Source organism: Kitasatospora sp. NPDC127121, assembly GCF_042677305.1.
Classification (GTDB): domain Bacteria; phylum Actinomycetota; class Actinomycetes; order Streptomycetales; family Streptomycetaceae; genus Kitasatospora.
The window spans coordinates 87,470-104,574 of the sequence record NZ_JBHXTQ010000006.1; the positions used below are offsets into that span (position 1 = coordinate 87,470).

The following is a 17,105-nucleotide window of genomic DNA, read 5'->3' on the forward strand; positions in this document are numbered from 1 at the left end:
GCGCCCTGGATCGACGTACCGGGGGCGAGAGTCTCCTGGCTTCCGGGTCGGACGCACCCCCGGGCCTTCCAGCGGCTTCTGACGGTCCGCCGTGGCAATGTTCCGAGCGTGCTCCCCGGTGACAGTGGCGGGACCGCGCCGGACTCGCACCGGCTTCCTCTGCATGCCTCCGTTTGGCCCCAGGATCCCATCACGCGGCCGAACCGGGAGTCAACCGAGGTCACGGAGGGGTTGGTCACACCTCGGAGCCCTGTCGCCGGTGCCGTTCTCGCCCGCCCGAGGCCCGCCCCGCCCGACGCCCCGCCCGCCCGAGGCCCGCCCCGCCCGACGCCCCGCCCGCCTGACGCCCGCCCTGCCCGACGCCCCGCCGTACCCCGGACGGCCCAGCCCGGTGGCCGCCCGCGCGGCCCCCCGGTGAACTGGTGCCCGAACACCGTCCGAGCAGCGCCCGGACACCGCCCGGACACCGTCCGGTCCAAGACCAGCCAAGACCAGCAGAGCGGGGAGCGATATGCGTTGGGGAACCGCGGCCGTCGTGGCGGCCGCCGTCGTCGGCGCCGGGGCCGCCGTCCTGGTGATCGGCCGTCGGGCCTCCGAACGGCTGGTCCACCCGGCGAGCGCCGTCCGGGAGTCGGGCCCCGTCCTGGTGCGGAGCCTCGCCGCGGGCCGGATCACCTTCAACCGCCGCCCCGAGAGCCTGCGCCCCGGCCGATGGGCCGTGGAGTGGGACGACCACGGCCACGCCGTCGTCGAGGACGTCCTGCACAGCGACGAGAACGGTGTCACCCGCCGCCTCGTCCGCGCCGACCGGGGCACCCTCACTCCCGGCACCGAGGTCCGCTTCACCCCCCGCGTCCACCTCGGCGACCCCACGGAGGCGCTCGGCCTCCCCTTCACCGACATCGCCGCCGACGGCGAACTCGGCGCGCTCCCCGCCTGGCGCCTCGACGGCAAACGCGGCACCTGGGTGATCCTCGTCCACGGCCCCGGCGCCGACCGGCAGCAGACCCTCCCGGTCCTCCCCGTCCTCGACCGCCTCGCCCTGCCCGCCCTCGCCGTCACCTACCGGGGCGACCAGGGCGCCCCCGCCTCGCCGGACGGGCTCGGCCACTTCGGCGAGACCGAGTGGCGCGACGTCGAGTCGGCGGTCCGGCTCGCCCTCGACAGCGGCGCCGGCCGGGTCATCCTGTACGGCTGGTCCCTCGGCGCCACTATGGCCCTCCAGACGGCCTCCCGCTCCGCCTGGGCCCATGCCATCAGCGGCCTCGTCCTGGACTCGCCGGTCCTCGACCTGCCCGCCACCGCCCGCCGCGGCGCCGCCCGGGCCGGCTACACCGGCGCCGCCGCCGAGCTCGGCGCCCTCGCCGCCGAGGGCCGCACCGGCGTCGACCTCGCCGACTTCAGCCGCATCGCCGAGGGCGCCGACCTGCGTGTCCCCACCCTCCTCCTGCACAGCCCCGACGATCAGGTCGCCCCGTTCCGCGCCGCCGAGCGCCTCGCTGCCGCCCGCCCCGGCGTGGTCAGCCTCCGGCCTTTCCCGGGCGCCGACCACGCCACCCTCTGGAACTCGGCCCCCACCCACTACACCGAACTCCTCCGCCGCTGGCTCACCCCCCTTCTCTGAACCCAGCCCCCCCCGCACGAGAAGTCACACCGACAGGGCCTCTGTACGAAACCCGGACCTCACCCGTCAGCCACGGAGTGTGACCGGTCGGGCGGGTAGCGCGACCGCCGCCGCAAGGGTTGAGCCGGGATGGCATGCCCCCGCCACCTGTTTCCGGCCAGGCGGTTTGCCTCTGTTGCCCGATTGTTGCCCGATCTTGGGGAGGCGCCGTCGACGGCCGCCCGTCCGTACAGCCAACCGGATGTGACAGAAGGCCGGTACAAGGGGAAGACTGCTCGACGTGACGTCTCGGAATCCGCGCGACCGTGATGCCCCGCTCCCTCCGACGATCGGTACTGGTGCGACGGTGACCCGTCTCCCCGGTACGGCCCACCGGCCCGCCGCCGGCAAGCCGGGCGGGGCCGGGGTACCCCGCCGACGAGGGCCCGCTGCGGCGCCCGGTCGGGGGAGGGTTCCCGTACCGGAGGGCTTCCCCGCGCCGGCCGAGCTGGCGCCGCTGGCCCGCCGGATGCTGGTGGACGCCGTCCGGATCGCCCGCTGGGCGGGGGACCTGGAAGAGGTCGACAAGCGGGGCGAGCTGCTGCCCGACGACGCCCGTGCGGCGGGTCGGGCGCTGGCCATGACGGTCGGCGCCGCCGCCAAGGCGTGGGGGCAGGCACTGCTGGTCGGCCTGGTGGAGGCCAGGGACGGCGGTGCGGTCCCGGGCTGGCGCCTGCACGCCTGGGAGCACGACGACGAGGCGGTGGTCCGCGGCTGGTCGGCGCTGTTCGACGCCTGGACGCTGCTGGCCCCGGTGCCGCCGGCCGCCCTGCGGGGCGTGTTCGCGGTGCTGGCCGGCCAGGCGGTGGACCAGGCGCCTCAGTTGCTGTCGTTCCTGCACCTGGTGGCCGGTCCGGTGTCGGACGGCGAACTGCTGGAGCTGCTGCGCCGGGGTCTGGACGAGCGCCGGGTGGGTGGCACGGACGGTTCGGGCCTGTCGCCCGTGCCGCACGCCGCCTCGGCGGTGTCGGCGGTCCGCGGCACGTGCCGGGAGCCGCAGATCGACACCCCGCCGTCGCCGGCGGACGTGGCCGCGGTCCTGGACTGGATGCTGGACGGCCTGGCGGCCGTCGGGGCCGTGGTCCGCAGGGACGAGGCCGCCGAGCTGTCGCCGCTGGGCCACTGGGCGGTGCGGGCGAAGCTGGAGGAGATCTGCACGGTCGCGCAGACCGCGGCCGGGCACATCGAGCAGAGCGCCTTCGAGCTGCTGAACGCCTGCGCGGACTATTCGCCGGGCCCGGCGCGGGCCGAGTTCCGCGCCTGGGTGGCGGCCCGTCCGGCCGATCGGGCGGTGGCGGAGCTGCTGGACGCGGCGCAGGGGGACGACGCGCTGGTGCGCGGGCTGGCCTTCGAGGCGCTGCGGGTGGCCGGCGGCCCGGCGGAGCAGGCGGTGCGGGGGTCGGTGGACGAGCCGGTGCTGCGCCCGTACGCGCTGCTGTGGCTGGCGGAGCGCTCGGACGAGGGGGTTTCGCCGGCGGACGTGCTGGGGGCGGAGGACGCGGCCTGGCTGTGGGTGGACACGGCGGCGGCGGTGCTGGACCACGGCGAGACGGAGCTGCTGGTGGGCCACGTCGAGGGCGCCGCGGCGGGCGATCCGGTGCGGCTGTTCGCCCGGGCCCGGCAGTCGGGGCACCCGCGGGCGGCCTCGGTGCTGTCGGCGGTCTCGAGCGTGCATCCGGATCCGGGCGTGGCGCGGGCGGCCCGCCGCTCGGCGTTCAGCGTGCACACCGGCGGTGCCTAGCGGCGCCCGTCGACGCCTAGCAGCGCCCGCCGAAGAGCGGGCACGACGAAGAGGGGCCCGGATCCGACTGGATCCGGGCCCCTCTCGCGTACGGGAACGACTAGCCGAGGCGGGACTCCGCCCGCCTGGCGCGGACGTCGCCGACCTTCTGTCCGACCTTGCGCCGGATGACCAGCAGTGGGGCCATCGCGGCGAGCGTGATCTGGGCGAAGGCGCCGACGTGCATCAGGGCGTCGCCACCGGGCAGGCCGGTCGCCCAGGCCGCGAGGCAGCCGATGGAGACGACGATCCAGCACAGCGTGGCGGTGGCCAGCAGCCCCTGGGGCTTGGGGTACTCGATCCGGCTGACCATGAGGTACGCGGCGCCGAAGATGGCGAGCAGACCGGGCAGGAACGGCGGGTCGAGCAGCACGATGGCGATCACCGTCATCGCGCCCATCGGGCAGGGCATGCCCTGGAACACCCCGGGTCGCATCTTGACGGCGGAGAAGCGGGCGAGCCGCAGGACGACCGCGAGCAGGACGGTGATCGCGATGAGCGCCGAGAGCTTGCTGTTGGAGCCCTGCGAGACCATGCCCCAGACGGCGACGAAGTAGGCCGGCGCGATGCCGAAGCTGATCAGGTCGGCCAGGTTGTCCAGTTCCGCTCCGAGGGCGGAGGAGCGGAGCTTGCGCGCCACCAGCCCGTCGAAGAGGTCGCACATGGAGCCGATGAGCAGCAGCGTGACCGCGGTGGCGGCGCTGTGCCGGTCGGGTGCGGCGTCCGGGTTGGTGATGTGCGGGACGAGGACCCCGGTGGTGATCGAGTAGATCGCCAGGAAGCCGCAGACGGCGTTCCCCAGGGTCAGGAAGTCGGCGGTGGACAGGTGCTGGGGAGAGCGTGGGGCGCGCAGCTCGCGGTCGCGCGCCCAGCGGCGACGGCGCAGGGCCGTCTCCTCGTCGTCCAGGCCGACGATTGTCTCAGGATCAGTCACGGTCAAGGCGCGTCACCCCGGCTGTGGTCTTCTGGCCGACCTCGACGCCGACCTCGACGCCGGCCGGCAGGTAGGTGTCGACCCGGGAGCCGAACCGGATCAGACCGATCCGGTCGCCCTGCTCGACCTTGGTACCGGCGGCGATGTACGGCACGATGCGACGGGCCACGGCCCCCGCGATCTGCACCATCTCGATGTCGCCGAGCTCGGTGTCGAAGTGCCAGACGACCCGCTCGTTCTGGTCGCTGTCCTTGTTGAACGCGGGGACGAAGCCGCCCGCGACGTGCTCGACCGACGTCACCGTGCCGGGCAGGGGCGCGCGGTTGACGTGGACGTTGAGCGGGCTCATGAAGATCGCGACCCGGGTGCGGCCGTCCGGCCAGGCGTCGATGCTCTGCACCACGCCGTCGGCGGGGGAGATCACTCTGCCCGCGCCGATCTCACGCTCGGGGTCGCGGAAGAACCACAGCATGCCCGCGCTGAGCGCACAGGCGGGTACCGCTGCCAGGGCCCACTTGCCGCTGCGCCGGGTGAGGGCGGTGGTCACGGCGGCCGTGGCGAGGGTGGGGACGAACCAGGGGGTGGCTCCGCGCGCGATGGTCACGCGGGGTCGCCGACCGGCCGTCGTGGCTGCGAGGGCATCGCGGTCCGTGACGGAGGTGTGAGGGGACGGGCTGATGGGCATCGAAGACCTTTGTCGCGGGGGATCATGGCCGCTGGACGGGGGCCACCGCGGGATCGGGTAATAGAGGGACGGCTTGCTGTCCCGGTGGATGCTATCGGGAGCACACGGTGGGTGGGCAACCCGCCTGCTCGTTCACGTGTCCGGTGGAAGCGCGTGTGCGCGTCCCACCTCTACGACCGTAGCTCGCCCCGGTCCGGTTCCCAAGGGACCGGACGGGGCTGGTGACACTTGTCTCAACAGGCCCGTCGGCGGAACCCGGTGGGCGGAACGGGCCGTTCGCGGTCCGCCGGGGGCGCGGGACACGGCCTGTCGAGGGTGTGCGGAAGCGGCCGCGGGGCGTGTCGTTGCAGCTGTACGCCCTGCGGCCGCTCCCGGAGGGCCGTGCCGGACCCAGGCGGACCAGGCCGGGGTCGTGATGGGCACGGCGGGTGGCCGGGACGGGCCCGCACGCCCGTCGACCGGCGGTTCGGAAGGGGTCGTCCAGCCGGCCCGGAGCGCCCCGGGGGCCGCTCGTCGAGCCGGGGTGGCCCGGTGCTCACTCCGCGATCCGGTACTCCTCCAGGAGCCGGCGTCCGACGATCATCTTCTGGATCTCCGCAGTTCCTTCACCGATGAGCAGCATCGGGGCCTCGCGGTAGAGCCGTTCGATCTCGTACTCCTTGGAGAAGCCGTAGCCGCCGTGGATGCGGAAGGCGTCCTCGACGACCTCCTTGCAGTACTCGGAGGCGAGGTACTTGGCCATGCCGGCTTCGAGGTCGTTGCGCTCGCCGCCGTCCTTCTTGCGGGCGGCCATGACCATCATCTGGTGGGCGGCCTCGACCTTGGTGGCCATCTCGGCGAGCTTGAACTGGATGGCCTGGTGCTCGGCGATCTTCTTGCCGAAGGTGGAGCGCTGCTGGGCGTAGGAGATGCCGAGTTCGAAGGCGCGGCGGGCGACGCCGCAGCCGCGGGCGGCGACGTTGACGCGGCCGACCTCGACGCCGTCCATCATCTGGTAGAAGCCGCGCCCGGGGACGCCGCCGAGGATGCGGTCGGCCGGGATCCGGACGTCCTGGAGGACCAGTTCGGTGGTGTCGACGCCCTTGTAGCCCATCTTCTCGATCTTCCCGGGCACGGTGAGGCCGGGGACGGTCGGGTTCGGGCCGAATCCGGGGGTCTTCTCGATCAGGAAGGTGGTCATGTTCTTGTACGGGGTGCTGCCGCCCTCGTCGGTCTTGCACAGGACCGCGACGAGGGTGGAGGTGCCGCCGTTGGTGAGCCACATCTTCTGGCCGTTGAGGACGTAGAACTCCCCGTCCTTGACGCCCTTGGTGGAGATGGCCGAAACGTCGGAGCCGAGGCCGGGCTCGGACATCGAGAACGCGCCGCGGATTTCCCCGGCGGCCATCTTCGGCAGGAAGTGGTCCTTCTGTTCCTGGGTACCGTGGGCGTTGATCATGTGCGCCACGATGAAGTGGGTGTTGACGATGCCGGACACGCTCATCCAGCCGCGGGCGATCTCCTCGACCACCAGGGCGTAGGTGAGCAGCGACTCGCCGAGGCCGCCGTACTCCTCGGGGATGGTGAGGCCGAAGAGGCCGAGCTGCTTCATCCCCTCGACGATGGCGGTCGGGTACTCGTCCTTGTGTTCCAGCTCGGTCGCGACCGGAATGATCTCCTTGTCGACGAAATCCCGCACGGTGGCGAGGATGTCCCGCTGGATCTCGGTGAGGCCGTCGGTCTGTGCCAGGCGTCCCATCGTGCGGCTCCGAAAGGTTTGAGGGGGCGGGGGGGGGGGGATTGCCGGGGGCCCTGCCGGCGTGGCTGCGGCAGCAGGGCCCCCGTTCCGGGTGGGGGTCGGCCGATGACGGCGGCCGGCCCCTCCGGGGTCTGGGGAGATCCGGGGTCCCAGGAAAGGGGTCCTAGGAAAGGGGAGTCGGGCGGCCGGGCTGCTCGCCGCCGCGCTCCTTGATGTACGTCTCGGTCGGCACCATCACCTTGCGGCGGAAGATGCAGACGACCGTGCCGTCCTGCTTGTACCCCTTGGTCTCGACGTACACGATGCCGCGGTCGTCCTTGGACTTGGACGGCCACTTGTCGAGGACGGTGGTCTCGCCGTAGAGGGTGTCGCCGTGGAAGGTCGGCGCGACGTGCCGCAGCGACTCGATCTCCAGGTTGGCGATGGCCTTGCCGGAGACATCCGGGACGGACATTCCCAGCAGCAGCGAGTAGATGTAGTTGCCCACCACCACGTTCCTGCCGAAGTCCGTCGTCCGCTCGGCGTAGTTGGTGTCCAGGTGGAGCGGGTGGTGGTTCATGGTGAGCAGGCAGAAGAGGTGGTCGTCGTACTCGGTGACGGTCTTGCCGGGCCAGTGCTTGTAGACCGCGCCGACCTCGAACTCCTCGTAGGTGCGTCCGAACTGCATCGCGGCGGGCCTCAGCTTTCCGGGATCTCGAACTTGGTGGTGCGCTCCAGGCCGGCGGCCCGGCCCTTGCCGGCGATGACCAGGGCCATCTTGCGGCTGGCCTCGTCGATCATCTCGTCGCCGAGCATCGCGGAGCCCTTGGCGCCGCCCGCCTCGGAGGTGCACCAGTCGTAGGCGTCGAGGATCAGCTCGGCGTGGTCGTAGTCCTCCTGGGAGGGCGAGAAGATCTCGTTCGCGGCGCCGACCTGGTCGGGGTGGAGCACCCACTTGCCGTCGAAGCCGAGGGCGGCGGCGCGCCGGGCGACCTCGCGGTAGCCCTCCTGGTTGCGGATCTGCAGGTACGGGCCGTCGATGGCCTGGAGGTCGTTGGCGCGGGCGGCCATCAGGATGCGCATCAGGATGTAGTGGTAGGCGTCGGCCGGGTAGCCGGCCGGCTGCTCGCCGACCACCAGGGACTTCATGTTGATGGAGGCCATGAAGTCGGCGGGGCCGAAGATGATGGTCTCCAGCCGGGGCGAGGCCTCGGCGATGGCGTCGACGTTGACCAGGCCCTTGGCGTTCTCGATCTGCGCCTCGATGCCGATCCGGCCGACCTCGAAGCCCATGGTCTTCTCGATCTGGGTGAGCAGCAGGTCGAGCGCCTTGACCTGCTCGGCGTCCTGGACCTTGGGCAGCATGATGCAGTCGAGGTTGGGGCCGGCGCCCTCGACGACGGTGATCACGTCGCGGTAGGTCCAGTGGGTGGTCCAGTCGTTGACCCGGACGACGCGGGTCTTGCCGCCCCAGTCGCCGTTGTTGAGCGCGTCGACGATGTGGTGGCGGGCGCCCTCCTTGGCCAGGGGGGCGCAGGCGTCCTCCAGGTCGAGGAAGACCTGGTCGGCGGGGAGGCCCTGGGCCTTCTCCAGGAAGCGCGGGTTGCTGCCGGGCACGGCGAGGCAGGAGCGGCGCGGGCGCAGACGGTTGACGGTAGCCATGAGGGTGGGTCGGTTCCTTCCCAGTGGTCAGCTGGTGGGCGCGGGTGCGGGCGTCCAGGGCTGGAGCTTGTTGGCGAGCCGGATCTCGTCCACGATCCGGCCGATGATGGTGGTGATGCCGAAGTCCTTCGGGGTGAACACGGCGGCGACGCCGGCGGCCTTGAGGGCCTCGCCGTCCGCTGCCGGGATGATGCCACCCACGATCACCGGGACATCCTGCACCCCGGCCCGGCGTAGCCGGCGCAGGACGTCGGGCACCAGCTCGCAGTGGGCGCCGGAGAGGATCGACAGGCCCACGCAGTGCACGTCCTCCGCGACGGCGGCGGAGACGATCTGCTCGGGGGTCAGCCGGATGCCCTGGTAGACCACCTCGAACCCGGCGTCGCGGGCCCGGACGGCGATCTGCTCGGCGCCGTTGGAGTGTCCGTCCAGGCCGGGCTTGCCGACCAGCAGGCGCAGTTTGCCGGAGCCCAGTTCCTCGGCGGTGGCGGCGACGGCGGCGCGCACCGCGGCCAGTTCCCCGCCGGGTTCGGCGGCCACCGCGACCGGGGCGCCGCCGACGCCGGTGGGCGCGCGGTACTCGCCGAAGACCTCGCGCAGGGCGAAGGCCCACTCGCCGGTGGTGACGCCGGCCCGGGCGCAGGCGAGCGTGGCCGGCACCAGGTTGGCGTCGGTGGCCGCGGTGGCCTTGAGCTCGGCCAGCGCGGTCTGGACGGCGGCCTCGTCGCGCTGTCCGCGCCAGGCCTCCAGGGCGGCGAGCACGGACTGCTCGGAGGCCGGGTCGACGACCATGATGGCGGTGTCGAGGTCGGCCGTGAGCGGGCTCTCCTCGGTGGTGTCGAAGCAGTTGACGCCGACGATCTTGTCCTCGCCGGACTCGATCCGGGCCCGCCGGGCGGCGTGCGAGGAGACCAGGTTGGACTTCAGGTAGCCGGACTCCACGGCGGGAATGACCCCGCCCATCGCCAGCACCTTGGCGATCTCCGCCTCGGCGCCGGCCAGCAGGTCGGCGGTCTTGGCCTCGATCACCTCGGAGCCGTTGAAGAGGTCGCCGTACTCCAGCAGGTCCGACTCGTAGGCCAGCACCTGCTGGATCCGCAGCGACCACTGCTGGTCCCAGGGCCGGGGCAGGCCCAGCGCCTCGTTCCAGGCGGGCAGTTGGACGGCGCGGGCGCGGGCGTCCTTGGAGAGGGTGACGGCCAGCATCTCCAGGACGATCCGCTGGACGTTGTTCTCCGGCTGGGCCTCGGTCAGGCCGAGCGAGTTGACCTGGACGCCGTAGCGGAAGCGGCGCTGCTTCGGGTCCTGGACGCCGTAGCGCTCCAGCGTGACCTTCTCCCACAGCTGGGCGAAGGCGCGCATCTTGCACATCTCCTCGACGAAGCGCACGCCGGCGTTGACGAAGAAGGAGATCCGGGCGACCACCTCGCCCATCCGCTCGGCCGGCACCTGGCCGGAGTCGCGGACGGCGTCGAGCACCGAGATGGCGGTGCACATCGCGTAGGCGATCTCCTGGACGGGCGTGGCCCCGGCCTCCTGCAGGTGGTAGCTGCAGATGTTGATCGGGTTCCACTTGGGGATGCGGCCGACGGTGTAGGCGATCATGTCGGTGATCAGGCGCACCGAGGGGCCGGGCGGGAAGACGTGCGTCCCGCGCGACAGGTACTCCTTGACGATGTCGTTCTGGGTGGTGCCGGTGAGCTTGGCGATGTCGGCGCCCTGCTCCTCGGCGACCACCTGGTAGAGCGCCAGCAGCCACATCGCGGTGGCGTTGATCGTCATGGAGGTGTTGGTCTGTTCGAGCGGGATGCCGTCGAACAGGGTGCGCATGTCGCCGACGTGGCCGACCGGGACGCCGACCCGGCCCACCTCGCCGCGGGCGAGGAGGTGGTCGGAGTCGTAGCCGGTCTGGGTCGGCAGGTCGAAGGCGACGGACAGGCCCGTCTGGCCCTTCGCCAGGTTCCGCCGGTAGAGCGCGTTGGAGTCGCTCGCGGTGGAGTGCCCGGCGTAGGTGCGCATCAGCCAGGGGCGGTCGCGCTCGTGCTGATCGGTCATCGGATCTGCCTCAGACGTTCCGGAAGCGGTTGATCGCCGGCAGGTGCAGCTCGCGCAGCGCGTGGTCGCGCACGCCCAGGCCCTCCTCCGGCGCCAGGCAGAGCACGCCGACCTTGCCCTGGTGCTTGTTGTGGTGCACGTCGAGGGCGGCCTGGCCGGTCTCCTCCAGGGAGTAGACCTTGGACAGGGTCGGGTGGATCTTGCCCTTGGCGATCAGGCGGTTGGCCTCGAAGGCCTCGCGGTAGTTGGCGAAGTGCGAGCCGACGATGCGCTTGAGCGACATCCACAGGTAGCGGTTGTCGTACTGGTGCATGAAGCCGGAGGTGGAGGCACAGGTGACGATGGTGCCGCCCTTGCGGGTGACGTACACCGAGGCGCCGAAGGTCTCCCGGCCCGGGTGCTCGAAGACGATGTCGACGTCCTCGCCGCCGGTGAACTCGCGGATCTTCGCGCCCAGGCGCTTCCACTCGCGCGGGTCCTGGGTGTGCTCGTCCTTCCAGAACTTGTAGCCCTCGGCGGAGCGGTCGATGATCGCCTCGGCGCCCATGGCGCGGCAGATCCCGGCCTTCTGGTCGTTGGAGACCACGCAGATCGGGGTGGCGCCGCCGGCCAGCGCGTACTGGGTGGCGTACGAGCCGAGGCCGCCGCTGGCGCCCCAGATCAGCACGTTGTCGCCCTGCTTCATGCCGGCGCCGTTGCGCGAGACCAGCTGGCGGTACGCGGTGGAGTTGACCAGGCCGGGGGAGGCGGCCTCCTCCCAGGTGAGGTGCTTGGGCTTGGGCAGCAGCTGGTTGGTCTTCACCAGGGCGATCTGGGCCAGCCCGCCGAAGTTGGTCTCGAAGCCCCAGATGCGCTGCTCCGGGTCCATCATCGTGTCGTTGTGGCCGTCCGGGGACTCCAGCTCGACGGAGAGGCAGTGCGCGACGACCTCGTCGCCGGGCTTCCAGGCGTTGACGCCGGCGCCGGTGCGCAGCACCACGCCCGCGAGGTCGGAGCCGAGGACGTGGTACGGCAGGTCGTGGCGCTTGGTGAGCGGCGACAGCCGGCCGTAGCGCTCCAGGAAGGAGAAGGTGGAGACCGGCTCGAAGATCGAGCTCCAGACGGTGTTGTAGTTCACCGCGCTGGCCATGACGGCGACCAGGGCCTCGCCGGGGCCCAGCTCGGGCAGGGCGACCTCGTCGAGGTGAAGGGACTTGCGGGGGTCCTTGTCGCGGCTGTCGAGGCCCGCGAACAGCTGCTCCTCGTCCTTGTGGAGCGTCACCGCTCGGTAGGACTCGGGAAGCTTGACGGCGGCGAAGTCCTCCGACGTGGCGTCGTTGCTGAGGATCGCGTCGAGGATTTCCTGCATGGCTGCCTCCGAAGGCGTACCTGTGTGAGGGCACAGGGCGTCTGGGGTAGCCGGGAGCGGACACCGGCTTCGCTGAGGTGGGTGGTGGGTGGTCGGGCTGGGCGCCCGGGGTGGACCGGGTCGAACGCGCACTGCTCCCGGGGTGTGGGAACGCCGGACGACGGCGCGCCGAGGTGGGGAGCCGCGGCGCCGCGACTGGTGAGTAACAAGGTAGTGGCACCCTGTGCCACTCGTAAAGACACCGGGTGTCACGAATTCCGGCGCCCTGGAGCGGCCCTCGAACGCGCTGCGGCGGACGCCGAAAGGGCCCGCGCCGACTGCTCGACGCGGGCCCTCGATATCGCTCTGACCTGGCTAGATGGTGACCTCAGGACTCCCTGGCGCCACTCAGCGCGGCCCGGATGCTGTCCACCACCACGTCCAGCGGAGCGTCCGTCCGGGCGACTGTGATGAGCACCTCACCTCCAGGGCTGGCACTCAGTGCGCTCTCGGCCAGCACGTCACCGGGAGCCCCATTGGCACCCGGTGCCACCAGGGAGCCGCGGCGTCTGGCACCCGGCGTGCTGGCGGCCCAGAAGGTCCGCCGGATCACCTCGAAGGAGTGGTCCAGCTGCGCCTCCACGTCCCCGCGCCCGCCGGCCCGCAGCCAGCGCCGCAGCACGTGGTTGTGCGCCGCGACGACCGCCGCCGCCGACACCTCGGCCAGCATCGAGTCGTCCTCGCCGCCGCGCTGCCAGCCCGACGGGATGGACTCGCCGGTGTCGAAGCGGCCCAGCAGGTACCGGGTGAACAGCCGCTCGTACCGGGCCACCACGGCGATCTCCCGCTCGCGCAGCGCCGGGACCTGACGGATCAGCTGGTACCGCGCGACCGACACCCCCGGCGTCGAGGCGTACATCCGCAGCACCTCCTTGATGCCGCGGCAGACCACGTCCAGCGGGTGCTCCTCCGGCTCGGCGCTGGCCAGCAGGTCGGCCACCCGGACGAGGGTGTCGTCGTGGTCCGGGAAGATCGCCTCCTCCTTCGACCGGAAGTACCGGAAGAAGGTCCGCCGGGCCACCCCGGCGGCGGCCGCGATCTGGTCGACCGTGGTCTCCTCGTAGCCCTGCGAGGAGAACAGCTCCATCGCGGCGGTGGCCAGGTCCTGACGCATCTGCTGGCGCTGCGCCGCCGCCCGGCGGCTGCCCGGCCCCCCTTCCGGCCCGGTGCCCCCGGTCGAGGGGGTCGTCCGGTCGGCGCCGCGCGGTCCGGCGGAGTGCTGCGGGGTGGCTGACTGAACCCGATCCATGTCCGGAACGCTACACGGCCCCGGCGGTTCGGCCGCGGCCCTTCCCCGACGGACCGGTGCGACCGGGCCGGTGACGGCCGGTCTGGGCCAGCGCGCGGACACCGTCCCCGGGCTCCAGCCCGGTCTGACCGGGCCCGACCCGGCCGCGGACGGCCCGGCCCCGGGCGGCGCCGCCTCGCGCGCGGCGGCGCCCCCGGCAGCTGGCGTGGTCACCGGCGCGCGTGGTCGCGGAAGCCGCGGCCGGTCTTGCGGCCCAGGCAGCCGGCGGCGACCAGGTGCTCCAGCAGCGGTGCGGCCGCCAGGCCCGGCTCGCGGAACTCCTGGTGCAGCACCTGCTCGATGGTCAGCGAGACGTCCAGGCCGACCACGTCCAACAGCTCGAACGGGCCCATCGGGTAGCCGCAGCCCAGCTTCATCGCGGTGTCGATGTCGTCCACCGTCGCGTAGTGCTCCTGGAGCATCCGCACCGCGTCGTTCAGGTAGGGAAAGAGCAGCGCGTTGACGATGAAGCCGGCCCGGTCGCCGCACTCCACCGGGTGCTTGCGGACCGCGGCGGTCAGCTCCAGCACGGTCGCGGTGACGTCCGGAGCGGTCAGCACGGTGGAGACCACCTCGACCAGCTTCATGGCCGGCGCCGGGTTGAAGAAGTGCATGCCGATCACGTCCTGCGGCCGCGAGGTGGCGGTCGCGCAGCTGATCACCGGCAGCGAGGAGGTGGTGGTGGCGAGCACCGCGCCCGGCCTGACGATCTTGTCCAGGGCGGCGAACAGCTCGCGCTTGACCGTCAGGTCCTCGGCCACCGCCTCGATCACCAGGTCCACGTCGGCCAGTTCGGCGTACTGGCCGACCGGGGTGACCAGCGCCAGCGCGGCGTCCCGCGCCTGCGCGCTCAGCCGGCCCCGGTCGACCGCGCGCGCCAGCGACTTCGCCAGCTGCGCCTTGGCCCGGTCGGCCTTCTCCTGGCTGCGGGCGGCCAGCAGCACCGGGCGGCCGGCCTTGGCGAAGACCTCGGCGATGCCGGTCGCCATGGTGCCCGAGCCGCAGACGCCGACCGTGCGGACCTCCCGGCCCGCCACCGCGGCCCGCGCCGGGCCGGTCGCCGCGTCCACGGCCCTGGACGAGCCGGGCGCCTCGTAGGTGTAGAAGCCGCGGCCGGACTTGCGGCCCAGCAGCCCGGCCGCGACCAGCTGGCCGAGGATCGGGGCGGGCGCGTGCAGGCGGTCCCGGGACTGCTCGTACATCGCCTCCAGGACGGTCCGCGCGGTGTCCACGCCGATCAGGTCGAGCAACGCCAGCGGGCCCATCGGCAGCCCGCAGCCGAGCCGCATCGCGGCGTCGATGTCCTCCCGGGAGGCGTACTTGGACTCGTACATCGCGGCGGCCTGGTTCAGGTACGCGAACAGCAGGCCGTTGACCACGAAGCCGGCCCGGTCGCCGGCCGCCACCGGCTCCTTGCCGAGGTCCCGGGCGAACGCGGCGGCGTCCTCGGCGACCTGCGGGGAGGTCAGCACCGTGCGGACCACCTCGACCAGCTTCATGCTGTGCACCGGGTTGAAGAAGTGCAGGCCCAGCACCCGCTCCGGGCGGGCGGTCGCGGCGGCGATCCGGGTCACCGAGAGCGCGGTGGTGCCGGTGGCCAGCACCGTCCCCGCCGGGCAGATCCGGTCCAGCTCGGCGAACAGCTCCCGCTTCAGCTCCAGCTGCTCGGGCACCTCCTCGATCACCAGCTCGGCCCCGGCGGCGGCCGACAGCTCGTGGCCGACCGAGATCAGCGCCAGCAGCGCGGTGCGCTCCCCGGCGGTGATCCGCTCCCGGTCGACCGCGTGCGCGGTCGCCTCCTCGATCCGGGCCAGTGCCCGGGCGGCAGAGTCCTCGGTGGCCTCGATGCCGATCACCCGGCGGCCGCTCCTGGCGACGGCCACCGCGACACCGGCACCCATCGTGCCGAGGCCGACGACGGCGACCGTGGAAAAGGGACGCTCCATCTGTCCTGACTCCTAGTCCTGAAGGGCCCGCGCACGCCCCGGCGGGCAGGCCGCCGCGCCCGCGCGTGCGGCGGGGGCGGCCGCCGCCGGGGGAGGGTCCGCGCGCGGGGCTGGGGAGATGACGGGTTCCGGCACACGGCCCCGGCGGCCGGTCCGCTCCGGCCGAACTGAGGGGTGTGCCGTGGTGCTCAGGCGCTCAAGGGTGAAAGGAAGCGGCTCTGATACGAGGAAGGAGACCCGGCCCGCCGCGGTTCGCGGCGCCGGCCGGTGAATGACGCACCGCGCGCCCGCCGTGGACACGGCGACCGCAGGCCCCCGCCGGTGCGGCTCCCGTAGCCCGGCGGTGGTGCGTCCGGCCACTGTAGCGAAGCTACCCGCGAGTAGGAAGGGGTGCGGGCGTCACAAAAGGCATCCGGACGGCGCGGCGGGGTCCGGTGGCGGCCCGAACGGGTGAACGGGCGGACGGACGTCCACCGGGACCACCCGATAGGGGAGTTACCCGGCCGCGGCGGGCGGGGCAGCATGGGGGCATGACCCTCGGAACCGCCGCCGGCCCCGCCGCGTCCGCCTCCGGCTCCACCGGCCCGGCCGGAGGCCTCGGCGGGCACCTCGCCGCCGTCACGCTGCCCCCGCGCGCCGCGCGCGTCGAACAGGCCGAGGCCGCCGTCGACCGGCTGCGCACCGCCGCCGTCGACGCGGTGGCCGTCACCTGGGTGGACAACGCGGGCATCACCCGGGTCAAGGCCGTCCCGCTGGGCGCCCTGGTGCACGCCGCGCAGTGGGGCGTCGGTACCGCACCCTGCTTCGACGTCTTCCTCGCCGACGACGGCATCACCACCAGCCCGAGCACCGGCGGCCCCACCGGGGACCTGCGGCTCTACCCCGACCTCGACCGGGTCGTCCCGCTGGCCGCCCAGCCCGGCTGGGCCTGGGCCCCGGGGGACCGGCACACCCAGGCCGGCACCCCGCACCCCGGCTGCCAGCGGCTGTTCGCCCGCCGGATGGAGGCCGCGGCCGCCGAGCGCGGGCTGACCCTGCGGGCCGGCATCGAGGTCGAGTGGGTGGTCGCCCTCGCCGGCGGCCCGCAGGACGAGCCGCAGTACCCGACGCACGGCCCCGCGTACGGGATGCACCGGCTCACCGACCTCACCGACTACCTGCGGGACGTCCTGCGCGCCCTCGGCGAGCAGGGGCTGACCGTCCTGCAGATCCACCCCGAGTACGCCCCGGGCCAGTTCGAGGTCTCGGTGGCCCCCGAGGGTCCGGTCGGCGCCGCCGACACCTCCGTCCTGGTCCGGCACACCGTGCGGGCCGTCTCCGCCCGGCACGGCCTGCGGGTCTCCTTCGCCCCCGTGGTCGAGCCCGGCGCGGTCGGCAACGGCGGGCACCTGCACCTGAGCCTCTGGCGGGACGGCCGCAACCTCGGCCACGGCGGCCCCGGCCCGCACGGCCTGGCCGCCGAGGCCGAGGGCTTCCTCGCCGGGGTGCTCGGCGCGCTGCCCGAACTCCTGGTGCTGGGCTGCTCCAGCCCCGCCGGCTACCTGCGGCTGGTGCCCTCGCACTGGGCCGGCGCCTACCAGTGCTGGGGCCTGGAGAACCGCGAGGCCGCGCTGCGCCTGGTGACGGGCTCCACGGGGGAGCGGGCCGACGCCGCCAACGCCGAGGTCAAGTGCTTCGACGCCAGCGCCAATCCGTACCTGGCGGTCGGCGCGGTGCTCGCCGCCGGTCTCGCCGGCCTCGACCAACACCGGGAGCTGCCAACGGAGTTCACCGGCGACCCGGCCGCCGCCGAGCCCGGCGCGGTGCCCCGGCTGCCGACCGGCCCGGCGCAGGCGCTGGCCGCGTACGAGCGCTCGGCGGTGCTGCGCGAGGCGCTCGGCGGGCCGCTGTACGAGGCGGTGCTGGCGGTGCGCCGGGCGGAGGGCGAGCAGTACGCCGCCGCCACCCCCGAGCAGTTGGTCGCCGCCACCCGCTGGCGGTACTGACCG

12 protein-coding genes and 1 riboswitch are annotated in these 17,105 nt (G+C 73.1%); of the genes, 3 read left to right on the top strand and 9 right to left on the bottom strand.

The window, feature by feature from the left end; translation table 11 throughout:
- Positions 1-28: 28 nt before the first annotated feature.
- Positions 29-161: riboswitch (cobalamin riboswitch) on the bottom strand.
- 350 nt (positions 162-511) lie between these two features.
- On the top strand, positions 512-1,624 hold the full coding sequence (locus tag ACFVHI_RS06040; RefSeq protein WP_380336219.1) for an alpha/beta hydrolase family protein: 1,113 nt from the start codon (positions 512-514) through the stop codon (positions 1,622-1,624).
- A 346-nt stretch (positions 1,625-1,970) separates the two neighbouring features.
- The gene (locus ACFVHI_RS06045; RefSeq protein WP_244293475.1) at positions 1,971-3,404 is read left to right on the top strand and encodes a hypothetical protein; all 1,434 of its coding nucleotides are present in this window, start codon (positions 1,971-1,973) and stop codon (positions 3,402-3,404) included.
- A gap of 100 nt (positions 3,405-3,504) precedes the next feature.
- Here ACFVHI_RS06045 and ACFVHI_RS06050 read toward each other — a convergent pair whose 3' ends face one another.
- The 9 genes from ACFVHI_RS06050 to ACFVHI_RS06090 form a co-directional block, all read right to left on the bottom strand.
- The gene (locus tag ACFVHI_RS06050) at positions 3,505-4,383 is read right to left on the bottom strand and encodes a CDP-alcohol phosphatidyltransferase family protein (protein ID WP_030059975.1); all 879 of its coding nucleotides are present in this window, start codon (positions 4,381-4,383) and stop codon (positions 3,505-3,507) included.
- Positions 4,370-5,062, bottom strand: a complete 693-nt coding sequence (locus tag ACFVHI_RS06055) for a phosphatidylserine decarboxylase (RefSeq protein WP_063349590.1) — start codon at positions 5,060-5,062, stop codon at positions 4,370-4,372. Before ACFVHI_RS06055 ends, ACFVHI_RS06050 begins: the two co-directional genes overlap by 14 nt.
- Before the next feature lie 535 nt (positions 5,063-5,597).
- A complete protein-coding gene (locus ACFVHI_RS06060; protein WP_063349591.1) occupies positions 5,598-6,800 on the bottom strand; it encodes an acyl-CoA dehydrogenase family protein in 1,203 nt (400 codons plus the stop codon).
- Between the two features lie 163 nt (positions 6,801-6,963).
- Entirely contained in the window at positions 6,964-7,467 is a 504-nt protein-coding gene (locus ACFVHI_RS06065) for a MaoC family dehydratase (RefSeq protein WP_063349592.1), read from the bottom strand.
- Positions 7,468-7,478: 11 nt separating this feature from the next.
- Positions 7,479-8,441: a CoA ester lyase gene (locus ACFVHI_RS06070; RefSeq protein ID WP_063349593.1), complete on the bottom strand. Its 963-nt coding sequence runs from the start codon at positions 8,439-8,441 to the stop codon at positions 7,479-7,481.
- Between the two features lie 27 nt (positions 8,442-8,468).
- Positions 8,469-10,496, bottom strand: coding sequence for a protein meaA (locus tag ACFVHI_RS06075; RefSeq protein WP_063349594.1), 2,028 nt, complete (start codon positions 10,494-10,496; stop codon positions 8,469-8,471).
- A 10-nt stretch (positions 10,497-10,506) separates the two neighbouring features.
- Positions 10,507-11,844: a crotonyl-CoA carboxylase/reductase gene (gene ccrA / locus ACFVHI_RS06080; RefSeq protein WP_063349595.1), complete on the bottom strand. Its 1,338-nt coding sequence runs from the start codon at positions 11,842-11,844 to the stop codon at positions 10,507-10,509.
- 367 nt (positions 11,845-12,211) lie between these two features.
- A complete protein-coding gene (locus tag ACFVHI_RS06085; protein WP_063349596.1) occupies positions 12,212-13,132 on the bottom strand; it encodes a TetR family transcriptional regulator in 921 nt (306 codons plus the stop codon).
- Positions 13,133-13,341: 209 nt separating this feature from the next.
- Entirely contained in the window at positions 13,342-15,117 is a 1,776-nt protein-coding gene (locus tag ACFVHI_RS06090; RefSeq protein WP_063349597.1) for a 3-hydroxyacyl-CoA dehydrogenase family protein, read from the bottom strand.
- Between the two features lie 530 nt (positions 15,118-15,647).
- On the opposite strand from ACFVHI_RS06090, the gene ACFVHI_RS06095 reads away from it, so the two are divergent.
- The gene (locus ACFVHI_RS06095) at positions 15,648-17,102 is read left to right on the top strand and encodes a glutamine synthetase (RefSeq protein WP_380336228.1); all 1,455 of its coding nucleotides are present in this window, start codon (positions 15,648-15,650) and stop codon (positions 17,100-17,102) included.
- Positions 17,103-17,105: the final 3 nt, after the last annotated feature.